This window comes from Oxynema aestuarii AP17 (assembly GCF_012295525.1).
GTDB classification, from domain to species: Bacteria; Cyanobacteriota; Cyanobacteriia; order Cyanobacteriales; family Laspinemataceae; genus Oxynema; species Oxynema aestuarii.
In genome coordinates this window covers 1,722,638-1,743,671 of the sequence record NZ_CP051167.1, presented here as the reverse complement: position 1 = coordinate 1,743,671, position 21,034 = coordinate 1,722,638, and the positions used below count along the sequence as shown (strand labels likewise).

The following is a 21,034-nucleotide window of genomic DNA, read 5'->3' as shown; positions in this document are numbered from 1 at the left end:
AGTTATAATAATTTCGCCAATTAAGTAAACTTATGTAAAGCAATGCACCCTCGATGGGGTGATGGAAGCGCGATCGCCCCGAGACCAAATTCATTGACACCTGAATTTGGCGATCGACCGACAGAACGACACCGATCCTGCGAGCCACCTGGGGGAACCCGATAGCTGACAGGCAAAGCCCGAATTTAGTCGGGGTCGCCCAGGGTTGTCGGTCAACAACTAAGCTTTTTCCTTTTCCGGCAAGCTCGCTTCCAGCTTCAAGCAGTTGCGACCGTCAATTTGCAAGCGATACTCCACCCGATCCATCAATTTATTCATGATCAGCCAGCCGTAGCCCCCATCGGGCATTTCTTCGGGAACTGGCGCCATGTACGTCCCGAGGTCGTAACCTTTGCCGTGATCCCACACTTCCAGGGCAATATCGTGTCCCTTGAGTTCCAAGCGAATCAACACGGGTAAATTCGGTTGCTCCCGGTGGGCGTGTCGCACCACATTCGAGTAAGCTTCCGCTAAAACCAGGCGCAGGCGGTTGGACTGACGGGGCCAATCCACCGCATCGCCCAGTTCCATTTCTAAAGACCCCAGCAGCCAGTTTTCAACAATAGCCAAAAACCGCAAGTCGCTTGGCACGTGCAACTCAGTTCTCATCGATTACAGAACCTCCAGAGAAAGTATTGTTTGGTCATCTTCCTGCTCGTGAGCGAGATCGCGGATGCGAGCGAGTAAGTCGTTGAGGTCGAGAGGGACATTCTCGTTAGCAATCAATTTCCACAGACCTTCTTGTTGGATCATTTCACCCGCCTGGACGCCATCGAGGGAGGAATCGGGATGGGTAATCGTAGCCTCCGTCAAACCATCGCTCGTCAGCAAAAACACGTCCCCTGGATTTAACTCCAAGCTCCCTGCTTTTCCCTTCCACATCGGTAAAATTCCCACCGGAATTCCTCGATCTTTGAGAAAATTGGGTTCGACTGCCAATTTCTCCGCCAGAGCCGTTTGCGACCAGACTAAGGGGTAAATATGTCCGGCATTGGCATAAGCAAGCTGGCGCGTCGAAGGGGTATAACGGGCCAACACCATAGTAATAAAGCAATTATTACTAATGAGATCGTCTGATAAAGCACTGTTGAGGTTTTTCATCACGTCTTCCGGCATCGGCGAAACCTCTTGGGCCAGTTCCCGACGCATCACCGAAATGGCACTCGCCATAAACAGTGCTGCCGGAACCCCCTTACCGGAAACGTCCCCCACCGCCAACCAGATGTCCCCCTGGGAGTGGATGTACACCTCAAAAAAGTCCCCTCCTACGGCGCGAGCCGGGAAGCAACAGGCTTGGATTTTAGCGCTGTCGAGATCGGGCCAACTTTGGCGCAGGAGATTGGTTTGGATTTGGCGGGCGACTTCCAGTTCGGCGAGCATTTGCTCCGCTTGTTCTTGAGAGCGCTGGTAGAGTTTGGCTTGGGACAGGGCCAACGCCGCCTGTTCCCCCACTAATTCGATCAACTGGATGTCTTCGGGGGACCAATTGTTGCCGCGACCGTCTTGGTAAAGGGACATGACGGCGAGCAAATCTTTCTGGTAAATCAGGGGAACGCCCAGACGAGTGCTGCCGTTGCCGCCGTTGTCTTCCTGAAGCACCTGGGTTTGGCGCGTTTCGAGAACTGCCGCGATCGTCGGTTCGAGGATCTCGGGTTCGACGGGATTGGAGGCGTTCGCGTCTTGGTAGGAGAAGATTTCGGGGGTCAGGCGATCGCCTTCCACCGGACGGACGATACAGCCTGTCGCTTGAAAGTTTTCGCCGACCGTTTCGACGATCGTTTGCAACATGCTGCGATAGTCGAGGGACTCGCGAATGGCACTCATCACCCCGTTGAACAGGGATTCTCTTCTGAGGGTGCGGTTGAGTTCGTTCGTGCGTTGCTTGAGAACTTGATAGGTTTCCGACGCTTGATTGACGACGGCTTTGAGTTCTTCGGGATTCCAAGGTTTCGTAATGTATTTGAACACTTGACCCGAGTTGATGGCCTCCACCAGATCTTCGACATCGGTGTAGCCCGTGAGTAATATACGAATCGTATCGGGAAACCGTTCTACAGTTTTGCTTAAAAATTCCGTGCCGTTCATCTCTGGCATACGCTGGTCGGAGATGATCACGGCCATTTCGCCGTTTTTGTCCAGCGTTTCCAGGGCGCTGAAGGCACTATCAGCTCTATATACGTCAAATTCCCGCCGAAACGTCCGGTACAGCAAGTCTAGGTTGTCGATTTCGTCATCGACGACCATCAGTTTCAGCTTGCTTCCTTTTCCCCGACTCATGCAATACCCCACTTACAGGCTAATGGATTAAGGGTGATTGATACGGGATTCCACCAATCGGACTGGTGACTCTCTCGACGGAGGCCGTCTGTCGGTTGGTAGAGCCGTGACAAATCACGCTTTTGGGTGGGCGTTCCAATTGAAAAGTACCCCAAATCACCTCGGCGCTAACGGACCGATTCCGCTCCAACGAGCTTATCATAGGAAACCCGCTCCCTAGAACGGATCGAGGCGATCGCCTCGATGGAGTGACGAGCGTCGGAGCGGCTGGCACTTGGCCGCGATCGCGCGGCTACTCGATCGCCGTCACCCGCTCTGCTATTCTCAGCTTTGCCGAGCGAGAACGAGGGTTGTTTTGACTCTCCTGCTCGCTCGGTCTTATCGGTTTTTTCGTGAGCACCCTAAGCTGTGGCGACTCTCGCAAACGATGTTTGACGATGCGATCTTCCAAGCTGTGAAAGCTGATGACCGCCAGGCGACCTTCGGGCTTGAGCCAGTCGGCCACTCGCGCCAAAAACGTTTCCAAGCTGGCTAACTCTTGATTGACGGCGATCCGCAAGGCTTGAAACACTCGCGTCGCCGGGTGGATCCTCCCGTGACGATACCGTCCGGGGACGCTGCGCGCGATCGCCTCCGCCAATTCGGTTGTCGTTCGCAAGGGCCGCGATCGCCCGATCTGCCGGGCAATCCGCCTGGAAAACCTTTCTTCTCCATATTTATAAAAGATATCTGCTAGTTCTGTCTCGTCCCAGTGATTGACGATTTCTTCCGCCGTCAGTGATTGGCGAGCATCCATACGCATGTCTAAGCGAGCTTCTTCACGAAAACTAAAGCCCCGTTCTGAAAGATCTAACTGAGCAGAACTAACCCCCAGGTCTGCAATAATACCATCAAATTGTTGCTCTCCCGGCTCGTACTGCGCAAAATTACCCTGCCAAAAAGTCACCCGCTCCCCAAACGACGCCAGGCGTTCCCTCGCTACCCGAATCGCCAACTCGTCGCGATCGATCGCCGTCAGGCACAAGTCCGGCGCCGCTTCTAAAATCAGCCGCGCGTGACCCGCTCCCCCAACTGTCGCATCTAAATAGTGACCCCCCGCACGCACCGCCAATCCGGCGATCGCCTCCTCACTCAACACCGGAATGTGGACGAACTCCTCGGTCAATCTTTCATTTCCCACCGACTTCTCAGTGTTTGGCAACCTAGATCTCCCTATAATTAGATGGACGAAACAAAAATAAACATTCAGACATAACTCTACCGTCCCGGAGCGATCGGTTCGCGACTGGCCTCGAACTGCACTCGCCGTTCTCCACTCCCAGCGCGATCGCCCGCCCATCCGGTACGGTAACCCAAAACGGTCTCAAGGGGAAAAACTCGACTATGGTAACAAGAATCGAAACTCGCACCGAACCCATGGTAATCAACATGGGTCCCCACCATCCCTCCATGCACGGGGTGTTGCGTCTGGTCGTCACCCTCGACGGCGAGGATGTCGTCGATTGCGAACCCGTCCTCGGATACCTCCATCGCGGCATGGAAAAAATTGCCGAAAACCGCACCAATACCATGTTCGTCCCCTACGTGAGCCGATGGGATTACGCGGCAGGGATGTTCAACGAAGCGGTTACCGTCAACGCTCCCGAAAAACTCGCAGGGATCGAAGTCCCCCGGCGCGCCAGCTACATTCGAGTCATCATGCTCGAACTCAACCGCATCGCCAACCACCTGCTCTGGCTCGGACCGTTCCTCGCCGACGTCGGCGCCCAAACGCCCTTCTTCTACATCTTCCGCGAACGGGAGATGATTTACGACCTCTGGGAAGCCGCCTCCGGAATGCGCCTGATCAATAATAACTACTTCCGCATCGGAGGGGTCGCCGCCGATTTACCCTACGGTTGGGTCGATAAATGCGAGGACTTCTGCGACTACTTCGATCCCAAAGTAGACGAATACGAAACCCTGATCACCAACAACCCCATTTTCCGCCGCCGCATTCAAGGCATCGGCGTCATCTCTCGCGAGGAAGCTATCAACTGGGGCCTGTCCGGTCCGATGCTGCGCGCCTCCGGCGTCAAATGGGACTTGCGCAAAGTTGACCACTACGAGTGTTACGACGATTTCGATTGGGACGTCCAGTGGGAAACTGACGGCGACTGTTTGGCCCGCTATCTGGTTCGCATCCGCGAAATGCGCGAATCGGTCAAAATTATCCGTCAAGCTCTCAAAGGCTTACCCGGCGGCCCTTACGAGAACTTGGAAGCCAAACGCATGTTTGAAGGCCCCAAGTCGAAATGGAACGATTTTGACTATCAGTTCATCGCCAAGAAAATCCCGCCGACGTTCAAAATCCCCTCGGGCGAACATTACGTCCGCATCGAAAGCGGTAAAGGCGAGTTGGGCATCTACATTATCGGCGACGATAATGTCTTCCCCTGGCGCTGGAAAATCCGCGCGGCAGATTTCAATAACTTGCAAGTCTTCCCGCAATTAGTACGCGGCGAAAAGGTCGCCGATATCGTTGCCATTCTCGGCAGTATCGATATCATTATGGGTTCGGTCGATCGCTAGTCCCTTTTTATCCCCAAAAAAACGGGTATCGAAAATTAAAAGATACCCGTTTTTTTGGGGATTTTAGATTTTAGATTTTAGATTCAAGACGGTCAGGCTACAGTCTTCAGCTTTGCAAAAGCGGACATCTGGAAGACCCTACAGACGTTTACTAATTTCCTATTCCCGATTGCCTTCATGCACTCCAATCCCAAACTCTTTCAAACCCTCGCCGAAATCATTGAATCGCGACCCGAACGGCGTATTACCTTCGCCGAATATATGGATCTCGCCCTCTACCACGAACCCTACGGCTACTATGCTTCCGAGTGGAGCAAAATTGGTGGGGCGGGGGACTTTATTACCTCCCCTCATTTGAGTTGCGATTTTGGCGAAACTCTGGCGGTGCAGTTTGTCGAAATGTGGGAGATTTTGGGCCGTCCCTCGCCGTTTCATTTGGTGGAAATGGGGGCGGGTCAGGGATTGATTTGCGGCGATGTTTTGCAATACTTGCGCGAAAACCACCGGGATTGCTTGGAGGTGCTAGATTACGCGATCGTGGAAAAATCCCCGGCAATGCGGGGGTTTCAGCAAGGGCGGTTGAATCCTTTGGCAGCGAAAATGGGGGTGAAATTGCGCTGGTGTACCTGGGAAGAGGTCGGCGAGGAGAGTATTATTGGTTGTTTGTTTTCTAATGAGTTAGTCGATGCGTTCCCGGTGCATCAAGTGGTCTTCGAGGGGGGACAACTGCGCGAAATTTACGTGACCGTCGATGGGGAGGGTTTTGCGGAAGTGAGCGGGGATCTATCTACGGAGGCGATCGCCGATTATTTCGATCGCCTCGGGATCGACTGGAGTGAGAGCCATTACCCGGAGGGATATCGCACGGAAGTCAATCTCGCCGCCGTGGATTGGATCGATGGAGTGGCGGCTAAACTGCACTGCGGTTATGTTTTGACGGTGGATTACGGCTATCCGGCGTCTCGTTACTACGCCCCGGCGCGCGATCGCGGGACGTTACAGTGTTATTATCGCCACAACTATCACGATAATCCTTATCTGTATGTAGGACAACAGGATATAACCGCGCACGTCGATTTCACTACGTTAGAACAACGAGGCCAAGCGCGGGGGTTGGAAACCCTCGGACGGACTCAACAGGGATTATTTTTGATGGCGTTGGGATGGGGCGATCGCCTCGCGGCCCTGTCCCGGGGTGAAAATTTGGATATTTCTACGGTTCTGCAACGTCGGGAAGTTTTGCATCGGGCGATCGATCCGTTGGGTTTGGGCGGTTTTGGGGTGTTGGTGCAATGCAAGGGACTCGACGCGAACCGACGCCAACAAAGCTTGCGCGGGTTGAAAACACCGCCGATGCTCTAGGGGCGATCTGAGGTGCAATCTTAAAGTTGAGCTTAAAATTCAGAGGCGATCGCAAGTGTAATGATATATTGCGTCTGAGAAGCTTGTTAGATTTTGTAATAAATTTCCGAGTTGCGGCGAAAAACCCCCGCGCAAACCGGGAATTTTCAAGAGTTTGGAGGCTTCTCGTTTGGCGGATCGCGATCTCGGCGATCGCCCGCTCGCTGCTGGGGATAGCGCCTTTTTCTCCTCAAACGTTCTCATTTCTTTCTCCCTATTCCTTCAGACAAGATTTTCCAAGATTTTCGAGCGATCCCCATTGAAAAGGTCAAGAAAACTTGAAATTTTTGGGAACAATTTGTCAAAATTACCGTATTTTTTTAGCAATTTGTAACCGTCGTATCCGTCAATGAGAGTCAGTCAAAGGAGGGCAGGAGAGGCAGCTTCATAAACTTATCTAAATTAATTTTAAAATCTAAGAAGAAATGGGGGGAAAAGGGTCACCCGGTAAAAAAAAAGGCGCTACTATTTCGATCGCGGAGGGAAACAGAAGCCCGCAGACTTTAAAGGAAGGAAAAGTCGGAGTTGAGGAACATCCGTAAGACCGAATCGTGGAAATTAAGGCAGTATGGAGCGCTTAAACGGCAAAATTGGTGATTTTTGACACTTCGTCACTTCTTAAGACAAGGTAAAAATCTAAACAGCAGTTTTGGGATCGACTAGGATGCAAAGGGTAGCACTTCAACGAGCCAGACAATCGAGGTTTCGATGCGATCGCGGCACAGAACAACGAAGGAGCCGACGGTCGTCCCCTTTCAACCTTTGAGGGTTTAACGATCCTCCTTTTCCATCAAAAATCAAAGCGAGTTCGCGTCATCGCAAGCGATCGCGCCTCGTCGAGTGCCGATGGGTCGTCGTAGTTATCATGCAAGAGGAAAGTCGAATGAAAATTGCGCTAGCAAAAGAAATCGAAGTCGGCGAGCGCCGGGTAGGTTTAATCCCCGATCTCGTGGCTCGATTAGTCAAACAAGGACTCGAAGTGGGCGTCGAAGCTGGGGCGGGAGAGAAATCCTTCTTCTCCGACGCAGCTTACGAAAAAGCTGGGGCAACCATATATGATGACAAGGCCAAATTGTGGGGCGAAGCCGGGATCGTCGTCAAGGTGGCTCCTCCGAAAGACGAAGAAATCTCCCTCCTCAACGAAGGGAGCATCGTCATCAGCTTGCTCAACCCGTTAGGGAAGCCGGAAACCATTCAAAAATTAGCCGATCGCCGGGTCACCGCCTTTGCGATGGAGACCATCCCGCGTACCAGTCGGGCCCAGAGTATGGACGTGCTTTCCTCCCAAGCTGCCGTCGCCGGGTACAAAGCAGTCTTACTCGCCGCCGCCACCGCGCCGAAATTCTTCCCGATGTTGACCACCGCCGCCGGAACCATTCGTCCGGCGAAAGTTTTCGTCATGGGCGCTGGCGTGGCAGGCTTGCAGGCGATCGCCACCGCCCGCCGTCTGGGCGCCGTCGTCGAAGCCTTTGACATCCGTCCCGCCGTCAAAGAAGAAGTGCAAAGCCTCGGGGCGAAATTCGTCGAAATCAAACTCGACGAAGACACCGTCGCCGAAGGGGGCTACGCCAAAGAAATTTCGGAAGAATCGAAAAAACGCACTCAAGAACTGGTCGCCGAAACCGTCGCCGGGGCCGACGTGGTGGTGACCACCGCCCAAGTGCCCGGGAAAAAAGCCCCCTTACTGGTGACCGAAGAAATGGTCGCCCGCATGAAACCCGGTGCGGTCATCGTCGATTTAGCTGCGGAACAAGGCGGCAACTGCGCCTGCACCGAAGCCGGGAAAGATGTAGTAGTCAATGGCGTGACCATCCTCGGGCCGATCAACTTGCCCTCGTCGATGCCCGTCCATGCCAGCCAAATGTACGCCAAAAATATTTTGACCTTCTTGCAGATTTTGATCGACAAGACCGAAGTCAACTTGAATTTTGAAGACGACATCATCGATAACACCTGCGTCACCACGGGCGGTGAAATTCGCAATGCCCGAGTGCGCGAGGCCCTCGATCGCGTGAGTTGCTAGATCGAACGTTTGTTGTTGCCTCAATGAAGTTTTGAGGGGATCCGACGATCGCCTCCGGCGATACGCCTCCCCCTCGTCCACAGGAGAATTGAGTGAAATGACAGAAGCCTTGATTTCTGCCTTATTTATCTTCGTCCTGGCCACCTTTGCCGGGTTCGAGGTCATTACTAAAGTTCCGCCCACCTTGCACACCCCTTTAATGTCCGGCGCCAATGCCATTTCAGGAATTGCCATTCTCGGCGCTTTGATCGTCGCAGGCGATAAAGATTGGAACGTCACCGTCATTCTCGGCTTAATTGCCGTCGTCTTCGCCACGATTAACGTCGTCGGTGGCTTTTTGGTGACCGATCGCATGTTGCAAATGTTCAAAAAGAAAGAGGTGAAAGCATGAGCGACCTGATCCCAACGGGCATTCAGTTGAGCTACTTGGTGGCCGCTTCCTTATTCTTCGTCGGTCTGAAAAAACTCAGTTCTCCGGCGACGGCGCGATCCGGTAACACGATCGCCTCGGCGGCGATGCTCTTGGCGATCGTCGCCACCCTGCTCGATGCCAAAGTCCTCAACTACCCGATGATTTTCCTCGGCATCGCCATCGGTTCGGGGATCGGCGCCGTAGCCGCCCAAAAAGTCGAAATGACCGCCATGCCGCAAATGGTCGGCCTCTTCAACGGCTTGGGAGGTGCCGCCTCCGCCTTAGTCGCCGTCGGCGAATTCTGGCGCTATTTCGGCAGCCTGGAAAGCCCCGGCATCGACACCACCCTCGTCGTCCTCCTCGGCGTCCTCATTGGCGGTGTCACCTTCACCGGATCCTTAGTCGCCTTCGCCAAACTGCAAGGACTCGTCAGTGGCTCCCCGATCGTCTTCCCCTTGCAACAACCGTTTAACGCGACCCTGTTCGGCGGTTTCCTGGCGTTGAGTGTCTATCTGTGCCTCAACCCGCTCAATACCCCCATTTTTCTCACCCTCGTCGGCATCTCCCTCGTTCTCGGGGTGATGTTCGTGATCCCCATCGGCGGCGGCGATATGCCTGTGGTCATCTCCCTGTTGAACTCGTTCTCGGGTTTGGCCGCATCGGCTGCCGGGTTCGTGGTCATGAACAACATGTTGATTATTGCCGGGGCTTTAGTCGGCGCTTCCGGGATCATCCTGACCGTGATTATGTGTAAGGGGATGAACCGATCGCTGACTAACGTCCTGTTCGCCGCCTTCGGAACCGGAGAAGGAACCGTCGCAGGCGGTGGCGGTGGCACCACGGGCGATCGCGTCGTCCACAGCATCGACCCGGAAGAAAGCGCCATGATGCTCGGTTACGCGCGATCGGTGGTCGTCGTTCCCGGTTACGGGATGGCCGTCGCTCAAGCACAGCACGCCGTCCGCGAACTCGCCGACCAGTTGGAACGTCTCGGCGTCGAGGTCAAATACGCCATTCACCCCGTCGCCGGACGGATGCCGGGCCACATGAACGTACTGCTCGCCGAAGCCAACGTGCCTTACGAGCAACTCTACGATATGGAAGATATCAACAGCGAATTCGAGCGAACCGATGTCGCCTTAGTCATCGGCGCCAACGATGTCGTCAACCCCGCAGCTCGCGAAAATTCCAGCAGTCCCATTTACGGAATGCCGATTCTCGACGTGGATAAAGCGAATCACACGATCGTGATCAAGCGCAGTATGAGTACGGGCTTCGCCGGAATTGAAAATGACTTGTTCTATAAGGACAAAACCATGATGCTCTTTGGCAGCGCTAAAGATGTGGTGACCAAACTCGTCGGTGAAGTCAAACAGCTCTAACCTTCGAGCACCTGGGGCGAGCGGTTCTCCTGAAGAGACGCTTCCGCGATCTCCTCACTTAGCTTCTCGGCGGGAAGCCCCGCGCTCTAACCGTGCTTGGTGAGCGTCGGGATGAGAGCCAGGGGAAATGGAGGGGTTCGATGCCCCTCCATTTCCCGAATCGGAGGAGTCTTGCTGTTCGATGTATCGCCGTGAACTACCGCTATTGAATCAAAGATTACAATAGCGGCTTCCCTCTTCACTGGGGACTGCGCTAGATAGAACTGAAGTTCTACCACCTCGTCTTACATCCCCTCCAAGGGCAGTAGAGCTAGTCCCTAACTCTAATATCCGTAAGCCTTCATTTTTGAGATTGATGGCGGCATTGATATCCCTGTCATGATGGGTTTGGCAATGTTCGCAAGTCCAGCTTCTTACATCAAGAGACAAGCTTTTGATTTGATTGAGGCATACATGGCAGGTTTTAGAGGAAGGAAAAAATCGATCGACTTCTAGATCAACTTTTCCTTCTGATTCAGCCTTGTACTTCAACATCGTACAAAACATCCCCCAACCGACATCACTAATCGCTTTGGCGAGTTGGTGATTGCGAACCATGCCTATCCCCCCTTTAGTTCCCCCCTTATTAAGGGGGGTTAGGGGGGATTCGACCACAATCACTTGGTTTTCGTTCACTATCTTACGGGATAGCTTGTGGAGAAAATCTTCACGACAGCGACTTATTTTGGCGTGAATCTTAGCAACTTTTACCCGCGATTTATTGCGGTTGTTGCTGCCTTTCCTTTTTCGAGCGTGTTTTTGCTGTTTTCTTTTTAGGTTGCGCGCGTGTTTATCAAAATGCTTGGAATTATTATATTTCGACCCCTCACTGGTCATCGCAAAATCGGTCAGCCCTAAATCAATGCCAATGGCTTTTCCTTCAGTTGAGAGAAAGGGAGGTTCTTTTTTACCCTCTACCAAAACTGAAGCATAATATTTACCATCTGGATTTTTGGAGAGGGTTACAGTTTTGATTTTTCCCTCAAAACTTCGATGCTGACGACAACGCACTAACCCAACTTTAGGCAGTTTGATGTAATTTCCCTCAAACTTAACATTTTGAGGGTAACTGATAGATTGCTTTCCCTGCTTGGATTTGAATCGGGGTAATTTTGCCCGTTTCTCAAAGAAGTTTCGATAAGCGGTCGATCAGTTCAACGCCACGACTTGCAAGCATTGGGAATAGACATCTTCTTTAAGCCAAGGGTATTCCTTTTTGAGGGCGGGTAATAATCCCTGAAGATCACCCCTCGATCGACCTTTTCCGGTCGATCGATAAGTCTCTTGGCACAAATTTAACGCATAGTTCCAATACCAACGACCGCAACCAAAGCTCTTGGCTAAAGTCGCTTGTTGCTCGTGGGTTGGATAGATGCGGTATTTGTACGCCTTGAACATTCACCGACAAAAAATGCCCCTGGACAAAAGACAGTATGATTGTCCGAGCTGTCACGCCTCCATAGATCGTGACTTAAATGCGGCAATTAATGTAGAAAACGCGGAGAGCTCAGCCGTGTAAGCAAGCGTGATGGAAAGGTCTCGGAAGATCCAAGCTAGGAACTAAACATCAAATGATTAAGTTTGAGTAAGTTTTAGAGAGCGGTTGGGCGTCGCCTCACTCAAAAACGCGAAACCCAGATCCAAACGGTCTGGGCGGAGAAGCCCGCGCCGTACTGCCTAAGCGGTCGGCGTCGGGAGTACGTCACAAGGGCAAATGACTGTTGCGATCGCCGCGCTCTAGAATCCGCAGGCGGCGGGTGATCAAACTCAAACCGTCGTGACGGAACAAGGCGGCGGAAATCCAGAGACTATCTTCGATCGCCCCGGCTCGACCGACTTTGAAAATCCCCCCCGCCGCAAGGGGTTGTAATTGCACTTGAGAAGGGTTTAAAAGGCGATCGGCCCGCGCGGGTTCGTCGATCGCATATCCTAACAGCAAATCGTCGCGTAACGGTTCCAAAACGATCGCGTCAAAGTTATAGCGTCCGCCGACGCGCACTTCGTCGGGTAAATTGACTTTGACCTCGGGGGGATTGTCCCCGGAGGTGACCTCGGTATTCTCCGCGAGCAGATCTTGGCGCACCATTTGCCCGTTTTCGTAGCGCTGGCGCGATCGCAAGGTGGCTTTCAGGCGCACGGCGCGATCGCTCGACATCCCCGTTCCCTCGATCTCCGTCACCGTTTCCACTTCAAAGCCATTATCCACCGCTTCCCAGGATTCGACCCGGGTGCGGTAGTCCAGGTCTGGGTAACGTTCCCACAGGCGAGTGAGAGCGGCGGCGAGGGTCTCCCGAGTCAAGCCGTCGGAATGGGTGAAGCGCGGGCTGTAAAATTGCAACAAACTGCCGAGATCCTGACGGTTGGCGGCCCCGTCGATTTGCCGGATTAAGTTGGTCAGGGTCGGCGGAACTTGCTGCGGGGACGCGGTGGCGATCGCCTGCGGCCCGATTCCCCCCGCCGTCCACAAGGTCGCGCTCAACAGTACGGAAGCGAGCGAACGGCAGCGCAGCCAACGCAAAAGGGGCGATCGCGCGATCTGGCCGAGATCGCGCACGGTGAGGCTCAGAGCCGGAACAGGGGGGAAATTACGCATCGCAACTCGTGTCAAAACTACAGAAGGCCAGATCGGCGATCGCCGGGGCGATTTCAACCGATCCTATGGGATCTCTTCACCGTCCCTACTCCGAATTCCTTGCAAAACATAGCAAAATCTCTCTGGCGTCCGGGAAATTCCGCCAGGGCGATCGCTCTTGATTTTCCGGTTCTCTCGCTTTTAAAGTGGGAGTGCGCACGGCGTCGCCCCCCGAACGCTTCTCACCTTCACGATCTCAACTCAACCGAATTTCAGCCCTAGGAGAACTCCCTACTCTTGAGCAACCAACCGATTAAACTGTTAATTGCCGCCAGTGGTACGGGCGGTCATTTATTTCCCGCGATCGCCACTGCCGAGCAACTGAGCGACTATCAGATCGAATGGCTCGGCGTCCCCCACCGCATGGAAACCCAATTGATCGGCGATCGCTATCCCCTCCACACGATCGCCGTCGAAGGCTTTCAAACCCGCCTCGGACTCGGAACCTTCAAAATCCTCGCTCGCCTCCTCGCCTCCACCTTCCAAGTCCGTCGCTTGCTCCAACGCGGTCACTTTAACGGCGTCTTCACCACAGGCGGTTACATCGCCGCACCCGCCATCCTCGCCGCGCGTTCCCTCGGCTTACCCGTCATCCTCCACGAATCCAACGCCTTACCCGGTAAAGTCACGCGCTGGTTCAGTCGCTGGTGCGAAGTCGTCGCCGTCGGCTTCCAACACGCTCGCTCTTACTTACCAGGCGCCCGCGTCGTCTGGGTCGGTACTCCCGTGCGCCAAACCTTTTTAACCCCCACTCCCCTCGATCTACCGATCCCGCCAGAGGTTCCCTTAATCGCCGTCGTCGGCGGATCTCAAGGGGCCGTCGCCGTCAACCAACTGGTGCGTCAGTGCGCCAGCGCTTGGCTCGATGCAGGAGCTTGGATCGTCCATCAGACCGGAGAAAACGACCCGGACGCCAACAGTTTCGAGCATCCTCACTATCTTTCCCTCCCGTTTTACGACAATATGGCGGGCTTATTTCAACGGGCGAATTTAGCCATTTCTCGCGCTGGCGCCGGAACCCTGACCGAATTAGCGGTGACGCGCACTCCCTCGGTGCTGATTCCCTTTCCCTTTGCGGCGGAAGACCATCAATCGGTCAACGCCGCAGGATTTGCTCGAGCCGGGGCCGCCGTGGTTTACCCCCAAGCTGAATTGACGGCGGACAGGTTAAAAGCGCAAGTCTTGCAATGGTTGAACCAGCCGCAAATCTTGGTGGAAATGAGCGAAAATGCCGGGCAATTGGCCGTTCCCGACAGTAGCGATCGCCTCGCCAAGCTGGTGCGCGATTCCCTGGAAAAAGCCGCCCGATCTTCGACTCCCTAAATGACGCTCTCACTATTAGGACTAAATATTGAGAAACATTAGGCGATCGCCCTCGCTTTGACGCCGCTCCTGCCTTTACCTTTCTCTCACTTACAACTCCTCTTCCCTGTCGTCCTCAACCGATCGAGCTATACCGTGACTTCTCGACCCTGGATCGTTAGTGTTCTTATTTTCGGTAGTTTACTCTGGGGATGTCTTCCCGGTGTCGCCGAATCGTTGAAAGTCGGGACGAACGTGTTCGAACCGTTTGTTTTTGTCGATGAAATCTCGGAAAAACCTGTCGGATACAGTATCGAACTGTGGGATCGGATCGAAACTGAATTGGAAATTGGCGAGTCGGAATTCGTCGTTTTTGATTCCGTCGCCGACGTTTTAGAAGCCGTAGAATCAGGAGAAGTCGATGCGGCGATCGCCGGAATTACAATTACCGCCCAACGAGAACAAACGATCGATTTTTCGCACGGTTATTACGAAACCGGATTGCGAATTTTAGTTTTAGATCGGCCTATCAATCCTATCCAAATTTTTTCCAGTTATCTCTTTTCCAGCACCACTTTACAAGCGTTTGCCGTCGTCTTCGGTGCGGCTTTGGTTTCCGCTCATTTACTCTGGTTTTTCGAGCGCCGTCTCAACCCGGAAATGTTTCCTAAACGCTATTTTCCCGGGATTTGGGAGGCGTTTTGGTGGTCGTTTGTCACCGCAACTACCGTGGGATATGGCGATAAATGTCCCCAGTCAGTTATCGGACGGGCGATCGCGATCGTTTGGATGATGGCGGCGATTTTTGTATTTGCTTATTTTACCGCAACCATTGCCTCCTTGGAAATGCGATCGCGCATCGAAGGTCCCAATGATTTATATCAACACAGAATAGGCGCAATTGAAGGCACGACCTCCGCTTCGTACTTGCGATCGCGTCCGATTCAATTAGTCGAATTTACCACCCGCGAAGCCGCTTATCAAGCCCTGAAACAGCAAAAAATTCGAGCCGTGGTCAGTGACGCCCCTACCTTACTTTATCGTGCCAAACGCGACCCGGATTTTCGTGTCGTCGGTCGTCTGTTTGCCAAACAACAATATGGCATTGCTTTCCCCGAAAGCAGTCCCTATCGCGAACGCATCAATCGCATTTTGTTGAAGTTAAAAGAAGAAGGCGAACTCGAAGCGTTGGAGAATCGTTGGTTTTTAAACGAATCGGAATTATAAAAATTAGAAAGATCGATTATTGTTTTTATGATGAACAGGGGACGGTAATCCCATTTTTAAAAATAATGAGAGAGATCGCCATTTTAGAAAATTGGCATGAGAAACGGCTAAAAATGATTACTTGGGTAACGATCGACAATTCCTAATAATTAATGATTTTTACAGAAGCATTTTGCCGATAACACAAGCAAAATGGAAACGTAAATTGCTCTTATTCAAGATAAGATTATACTGAAACTGTCGATCGTACATTTCAAATTTAAGCGCTCAAATCTCATGACTCAAACAGCGACCGATACCGCCGTACAGACTGGGACTTCATCGAATTGTCAAGAGAATTGTCAGGATATTCGACTGCTCGTTCTCGATATTGACGGGACGATCGCCGGGGTCTCGAATCAGGTGAGCGATCGCGTCAAACAGGCGATCGTCGAGGCGCAACGTCAGGGGGTGTCCGTGGCGATCGCCACGGGACGGATGTACCGTTCTGCCTTGCGTTTCTATCGCGAAATTGGCTCGACATTACCGTTAATTGCCTATCAAGGGGCGTGGATTGCCGATCCGACAAACAATCGGCGTCACGGACATTGGCCGTTGGCGTCGGAAATTGCGTTAGAGTTGCTCGATGAATTCGACCGTCCGGAAGTGCGATCGCTGTTTTCCGTGCATTGCTATATCGACGATCGCCTCTACGTTCGCGAGTTAACCCCAGCCAGTCGCGCTTACGGCGATCGCACCGGGGTCGAACCGATCGCCGTGGGGGACTTGCGGTCCGTGGTGGCGGACTCGGCGCCGACGAAAGTGCTCGCGTTGGGGCACGAAATCGAGGTGATTTCCCAACTCCTAGACACCTTCCGGCGTCGCTACCGAGGTGGCGAACTCTACCTGACCCAATCCCACGACTACTTTTTAGAAGCAGGCAATCCTCAAGTCAATAAAGGGGTGGCGGTTCGTTATTTAACTGAAGAAATTCTAGGCTTATCGGCGGCGAACGTGATGGCGATCGGGGATAATTTCAACGACCTCGAAATGCTCGACTATGCGGGAATCGGGGTAGCGATGGGCAATGCGCCGGATGCGGTGCGGGCCGTGGGGGACTGGCTGGCGCCGAGTGTCGATCGCGATGGGGTGGCGGCGGCGATCGAAGAGTTCATCCTCTGACTCGGAAAGCCTATGAAGTTGTAAAAATGCAGAAAGGGTACCGACGACTGGCCGTGTTTCGTCTCGGTACCCTTACTGGTTCGCTCCTCACACACCTGTAACTATATCGGACAGATTTGGATTTGTCACCCCCCCATTAAACTTTTCTCGAAAATTTTTCTCGAAAGTACTCTGGGATCGGTCGGCTCCATTGCTGTCCCCAACTTCGATGACGGCGGCGTTTTTCCTAAAGTTCCTCGGGGGCGAAAACTCCCAATCGCTCTTCCAGTAAGAATTTCAGCACGGGGCGGGTGGCGGCGACCAGACCGAGGCGCGATCGCGCCAGATCGGGCCGTTCCGCTTGAATGTCCCCCCAAATGCGGCAATCTCGATAGAAGTTTAAGAAACGGTGACTTAAAGCGGTGGCGGCTTTGAGAACGGCGGCGCGATCGCCGGATCGCGCGCAGCGATCCAAGCTGGCGAACAAGGCCCCGATCGCCTCGAATTCGGCGCGGCGACAGAGGTTGAGCCGTCCCGCGCCATCGAGCCACGGGAAGTCTTCGCCCTCGATGTACGCGATCGCACCGTCCCGTCGTGCCATCCGCAGCAAGGAACAACATCGGGCGTGGGCGTACTGAAGGAGAAAGACATCCCGGCGAATGCCCTCGATGGGCTGCGACACGCTGTTTGGCCAGGGAAACTCGCTCAGGCGTTGCAATTGACCCGCTACGGCCCGATCGCTCGGCCATAAGTGCAGCCAACCGGAACCGACCGCTTCGATGGAAAAGTCCAAATCCCCGCCAGGAGAGCGGACGAAGGCGGCGGCGATCGCCTCGGCTATTTTCCGGGGGTCCGCGCCCTCGGAGGCGGCCAATGGCAGGGCGATCGCGCAACTGTAAAGCAAGCGCTGGGGGTCTTCGACTCGTTTTAACGGAATCGAGGCGGGAGGAGAGAGATCGTTCGCGGCGGTGGCGCGGCGGATTTCGGCAGTGGCGATCGCCTCAAAGCTGAAGCGATCGAGACAATCGACGATCGAGAGAACCATCGGGGCAACATCGTAGGAAGATCGGCAGGGTTCACGAGGACGACTCAGCCGCCATCGACACCGGGGGAAACATTTCCAACGGTAGAGAAATCGTAAACGAAGAGCCGCGATCGGGTTGGGTCTCCACAAAAATCTCGCCGCCGTGCAGTTCCGCCAACTTGCGCGTAATCGCCAGTCCCAACCCGGTTCCTTGATATTGGCGGGCTAAGGACGAGTCAATTTGCGAAAATGGCGAAAACAAGCGGGGGCGATCGCGCTCGTCGATGCCGATTCCCGTATCCCAGACCGTGAACTCGATGCGCTCTTGCTTATGTAATTCCCGACTTCTGCCGTCCGAAGAGCTGTAGCGATCGCGCCAGACCCGATCGATCTTCAAACCGACCGATCCTTCCGGGGTGAACTTAATCGCATTACTGAGCAAATTGAGCAACATCTGTTTCAAACGCCGGGGATCCACCACCACCGATTCGATCTCCGGGGTGACCTCAACTTCGAGTTGCAAGCCGTGATTGGTGATGCGCTCTTGCACCAAACTGATGACCCCTTCGCAAATATCGTGAATAAACACTAATTGCGGTTCGAGTTCGAGGCGATCGGCTTCGATGCGCGACAGGTCGAGAATATCATTAATGAGTTCTAACAAATGCTGGCCGCTCGCGTGCATCCGTTCGACATAAATTTTTTGCTTGTCGTTGAGCGAACCGAAGGATTCTTCGAGCAGGACGCTGGAAAAGCCGAGAATCGCGGTCAGGGGGGTTCGCAGTTCGTGGGAGGTGGTGGCGATGAATTCTTCTTTGAGACGGTTGATGGCGGCGAGTTCTTGATTTTGCTGTTGCAAAAGCCGCCACTGCTGGCGAATGTCGCTGATATCTTGGGCGATAACGATCGCCCGATGGATGTAGCCATCTGGTTCGGAGATCGGCGAACAGACCGTCTCGAAGGTTTTCGTTTCCGATGCCAAATCCAGTTCGAGGGTGGTGACTAACGGTTCCCCGGTGGTTAGGACTTGGGCGATCGCGCGATCGAAGATCTCCCCGGTTTCGCCGAGGAGTTCCCGATTGGTATGACCGACAATGCGATCGAGAGGAAAGCCGAACAGGACCGATCCGGCAGGGTTGATCGACAAGTAACGCCCGCGATCGTCGTATTCGGCGAAAATTTCCTTCGATTGTTCGATAAACGAACGAAAATATTGGGCGCTCAAGCGCAGGGATTGCTCTTCGCGCAACAGGCGCGCCTGACGGATGGCGATCGCGCACTGCACGGCGACTTGTTCGAGCAATTGCAATTCCGGCGCCGACCAGGCGATCGCTTCGTCGTAAGACAACCCTAAAATGCCGATCGTGTCACCGTTGCTGAGAATCGGACAAATGGTTTGCAACAACCCAGTATCTAATTCGCTTTCGGTGACGGGTTGTCGCGTAGCGACAGGGGAAAACAGGTCGTGAAAACAAATTTCGCCGTTCAACAAATGCTCGCGACAGGAAGCGGGCCAGTGGTTGAGGGGGAAGCGTTGGCCGAGTTGCGGGTCTCGCTCTTGCAGGTCGCGTCCGTGCAGGGAACGGATCTCGAAGATCTCTGCTTGGGGGTCGAATAAACAGGCGAAGCAACAACGCGCCCCCAAGGTATCGACCAAGCCTTCGACGGCGGTATCGAGTACGCTGTCTTCGTCGCGAGCGCGATGTAAGGATTCGGTCAGATGGCGGATCAGTTGCTCGAATTGGAGCGATCGCGCTAGGGATTTGGTTCGGTCGTTGACTCGTCGTTCCAGTTGACAGGCGTAATTTTGCAGCCCTTCGACCAGTTCGGCTTGTTGGATGGCGATCGCGAGGCGGTCCGAGACGGTTTCGAGCAACTGGCGTTCTTCGTCGAGCCAACGACGGGGCGCGTGGCAGTGGTGAACGACTAACAAACCCCATAAGGGGAAGGAGGGGCGATCGCCCGCTAAGGGCAATCGATCGCCGTCGAGTCCCGAAAGGACCGGTTTCTCGCTGTGGGGAATGCCCACTGCCATGATGCTACGCACTTGAAAGGGTTTGAGCCGATCTAAATAGATGGCGGGCAAGTTGGCATAGTCGAGATCGTCGATCGACCATACCCGTCCGCTCCGGTAGTCTTTAAACTCGGAAGGGTCGATCCTCGGTAAGGTGAGGACTTGTTCTCGAACCGAGGCATAAGCCGGATCGACATTTTCCGCCCTGCAAACGGCCCGTCCGTCGGCGCTAAATTGATACGCTAATACGCGATGGCCGCCTAATGCTTCTCGCAAGCGATTGACGCCGAGATCGAGGATCGTCGGCAGGTCGAAGGTCGCCCGGATCGTGGCGGAGAGTTCGTCGAGGAGGATTTCCCGTTCTCGGTGTTGTTGCAGTTCGCGCTCGACGATCGCCCGTTCGCCGCGATCGCGTACAAAACTTAATAAATAGCTTTCTTCGAGGGGTTCCCCGACGAGGTGCACCTCGATATCGCAACTGACGATGCCCCCGTTGTGGTGGAGGTAGCGTTTGCGTAGGGTTTGACTTTTGACCCCTTCTCGAACCATGTGGGCGATCGTGTCGAGTTCGATCTCGAAGTCTTCCGGGTGGGCGATCGCCTTTCGATCTAAATGACGCAATTGCTTGTCGCTGTACCCGGTCATCCGACAAAATGCCGGATTGGCCATCAAAATGCCTCCGTCTGCGGTTTCGCAAACAATGCCGACGGGAGTATCCCAAAAGAGGCGATCGCCCAATTCGTGGCGGATGGAACGGGGAATGTTGAGACGAGACATGATTTCAGGCTGGCAATGGTCTGGCTGCATTTGCGCGGATTCTATCCAATGACAACGGTCGGGTGAAGCCATCTCCCGAGGACGATTCCCATTTCTCGATGGTTGGCTTGATAATAAATGTTTCCTATTCACGGCAAGCTCCCGACCGTTTGACTTCGGCAATAGAGGTGTTTCGGCGGTCTGGACGATGAGGTGGGTGTGGTGTCTGTCGCCCCGGTTCGCATCCAGCCCCGGACGCGCTCTTCCCCGCATTTTTGCCCGTGCCAGCCGTTTTTGAGGCGATCGCCAAGCCTCGCCGAGGGCGTTCGCGCGAACGAGATGTTTGGAATCCCCATGTCTCAACCCTGGGGCGGCTGGGATGGCGTGACCCGATCGCGATCGGCGACTGCCTCAAATCCGAATTTCCGACGCGCCCATCGGATCGAGCGGTTCGCTTTTGGAGGATCTATAAATTTTAAGATCTACTCTTACTTTATAGCTTAGCTTTCTTGAAAAGAAAATTAGAAAATCGATCGATAATTTTTACGATCGCCCGGACTTGGCAACTTTGAAAGCTCGGTATTTTTTCGTATTCTATTTTAAGATGACCCCTTTTTTTGATGAAACAGCAATAGTTCTCTCGGGGTTCGATAAAATTATCCCCCCGGAACGGTGTAGCTCTATGAAAAAGACGCCATTGCTGCTTTTCGACTCTGGCTTCCCCGTTTTTTCTCTCGGCTCCATTCCCCTTCTCTGCCAATACTCATCCGTAGAAATAAAAAAATTAATATTTTT

General features: G+C 53.8%; 17 protein-coding genes and 1 pseudogene. 9 read left to right on the top strand and 9 right to left on the bottom strand.

The window, feature by feature from the left end:
- Window positions 1-219: 219 nt before the first annotated feature.
- The 3 genes from HCG48_RS07030 to rsmH form a co-directional block, all read right to left on the bottom strand.
- Complete coding sequence (locus HCG48_RS07030; protein ID WP_168568517.1) at window positions 220-648, bottom strand: ATP-binding protein; 429 nt, start codon at window positions 646-648, stop codon at window positions 220-222.
- A 3-nt stretch (window positions 649-651) separates the two neighbouring features.
- Window positions 652-2,316: a SpoIIE family protein phosphatase gene (locus HCG48_RS07025; RefSeq protein WP_168568516.1), complete on the bottom strand. Its 1,665-nt coding sequence runs from the start codon at window positions 2,314-2,316 to the stop codon at window positions 652-654.
- Window positions 2,317-2,608: 292 nt separating this feature from the next.
- Window positions 2,609-3,517, bottom strand: coding sequence for a 16S rRNA (cytosine(1402)-N(4))-methyltransferase RsmH (gene rsmH, locus HCG48_RS07020; protein ID WP_246259947.1), 909 nt, complete (start codon window positions 3,515-3,517; stop codon window positions 2,609-2,611).
- A 182-nt stretch (window positions 3,518-3,699) separates the two neighbouring features.
- On the opposite strand from rsmH, the gene HCG48_RS07015 reads away from it, so the two are divergent.
- On the top strand, window positions 3,700-4,887 hold the full coding sequence (locus HCG48_RS07015) for an NAD(P)H-quinone oxidoreductase subunit H (protein WP_168568514.1): 1,188 nt from the start codon (window positions 3,700-3,702) through the stop codon (window positions 4,885-4,887).
- 177 nt (window positions 4,888-5,064) lie between these two features.
- On the top strand, window positions 5,065-6,249 hold the full coding sequence (locus tag HCG48_RS07010) for a class I SAM-dependent methyltransferase (protein WP_168568513.1): 1,185 nt from the start codon (window positions 5,065-5,067) through the stop codon (window positions 6,247-6,249).
- A 39-nt stretch (window positions 6,250-6,288) separates the two neighbouring features.
- On the opposite strand, the gene HCG48_RS07005 is transcribed toward HCG48_RS07010, so the two are convergent.
- Entirely contained in the window at window positions 6,289-6,492 is a 204-nt protein-coding gene (locus HCG48_RS07005; protein WP_168568512.1) for a hypothetical protein, read from the bottom strand.
- A gap of 679 nt (window positions 6,493-7,171) precedes the next feature.
- Between HCG48_RS07005 and HCG48_RS07000 the strand changes: the two genes are divergently transcribed.
- The 3 genes from HCG48_RS07000 (at window position 7,172) to HCG48_RS06990 (ending at window position 10,105) form a co-directional block, all read left to right on the top strand.
- The gene (locus HCG48_RS07000; RefSeq protein WP_168568511.1) at window positions 7,172-8,311 is read left to right on the top strand and encodes a Re/Si-specific NAD(P)(+) transhydrogenase subunit alpha; all 1,140 of its coding nucleotides are present in this window, start codon (window positions 7,172-7,174) and stop codon (window positions 8,309-8,311) included.
- A 97-nt stretch (window positions 8,312-8,408) separates the two neighbouring features.
- Entirely contained in the window at window positions 8,409-8,702 is a 294-nt protein-coding gene (locus HCG48_RS06995) for an NAD(P) transhydrogenase subunit alpha part 2 (RefSeq protein ID WP_168568510.1), read from the top strand.
- Window positions 8,699-10,105 (top strand): NAD(P)(+) transhydrogenase (Re/Si-specific) subunit beta, encoded by a 1,407-nt coding sequence (locus HCG48_RS06990; RefSeq protein WP_168568509.1) that lies wholly within the window; start codon window positions 8,699-8,701, stop codon window positions 10,103-10,105. The genes HCG48_RS06995 and HCG48_RS06990 overlap by 4 nt, the downstream gene beginning before the upstream one ends.
- A 210-nt stretch (window positions 10,106-10,315) precedes the next feature.
- Here HCG48_RS06990 and HCG48_RS06985 read toward each other — a convergent pair.
- Window positions 10,316-11,542 (bottom strand): annotated as a pseudogene (locus tag HCG48_RS06985) (RNA-guided endonuclease InsQ/TnpB family protein).
- On the opposite strand from HCG48_RS06985, the gene HCG48_RS06980 reads away from it, so the two are divergent.
- Entirely contained in the window at window positions 11,517-11,663 is a 147-nt protein-coding gene (locus tag HCG48_RS06980) for a zinc ribbon domain-containing protein (protein WP_320415776.1), read from the top strand. The pseudogene HCG48_RS06985 and the gene HCG48_RS06980 overlap by 26 nt on opposite strands.
- A 183-nt stretch (window positions 11,664-11,846) precedes the next feature.
- Here HCG48_RS06980 and HCG48_RS06975 read toward each other — a convergent pair whose 3' ends face one another.
- Window positions 11,847-12,737, bottom strand: coding sequence for a DUF8623 domain-containing protein (locus tag HCG48_RS06975; RefSeq protein ID WP_168568508.1), 891 nt, complete (start codon window positions 12,735-12,737; stop codon window positions 11,847-11,849).
- 276 nt (window positions 12,738-13,013) lie between these two features.
- Between HCG48_RS06975 and murG the strand changes: the two genes are divergently transcribed.
- The 3 genes from murG to HCG48_RS06960 all read left to right on the top strand — a co-directional run bounded on the left by murG (window position 13,014) and on the right by HCG48_RS06960 (window position 16,466).
- Entirely contained in the window at window positions 13,014-14,099 is a 1,086-nt protein-coding gene (murG, locus tag HCG48_RS06970) for an undecaprenyldiphospho-muramoylpentapeptide beta-N-acetylglucosaminyltransferase (RefSeq protein ID WP_168568507.1), read from the top strand.
- Between the two features lie 135 nt (window positions 14,100-14,234).
- A complete protein-coding gene (locus HCG48_RS06965; RefSeq protein WP_168568506.1) occupies window positions 14,235-15,305 on the top strand; it encodes a transporter substrate-binding domain-containing protein in 1,071 nt (356 codons plus the stop codon).
- Between the two features lie 276 nt (window positions 15,306-15,581).
- Window positions 15,582-16,466, top strand: coding sequence for a Cof-type HAD-IIB family hydrolase (locus HCG48_RS06960; protein WP_168568505.1), 885 nt, complete (start codon window positions 15,582-15,584; stop codon window positions 16,464-16,466).
- A gap of 226 nt (window positions 16,467-16,692) precedes the next feature.
- Here HCG48_RS06960 and HCG48_RS06955 read toward each other — a convergent pair whose 3' ends face one another.
- The 3 genes from HCG48_RS06955 to HCG48_RS06945 all read right to left on the bottom strand — a co-directional run bounded on the left by HCG48_RS06955 (window position 16,693) and on the right by HCG48_RS06945 (window position 20,595).
- Entirely contained in the window at window positions 16,693-17,490 is a 798-nt protein-coding gene (locus HCG48_RS06955) for a DALR anticodon-binding domain-containing protein (protein WP_168568504.1), read from the bottom strand.
- A 31-nt stretch (window positions 17,491-17,521) separates the two neighbouring features.
- Entirely contained in the window at window positions 17,522-20,260 is a 2,739-nt protein-coding gene (locus HCG48_RS06950) for a sensor histidine kinase (protein WP_168568503.1), read from the bottom strand.
- A 128-nt stretch (window positions 20,261-20,388) separates the two neighbouring features.
- Window positions 20,389-20,595, bottom strand: a complete 207-nt coding sequence (locus HCG48_RS06945; RefSeq protein ID WP_168568502.1) for a hypothetical protein — start codon at window positions 20,593-20,595, stop codon at window positions 20,389-20,391.
- Window positions 20,596-21,034: the final 439 nt, after the last annotated feature.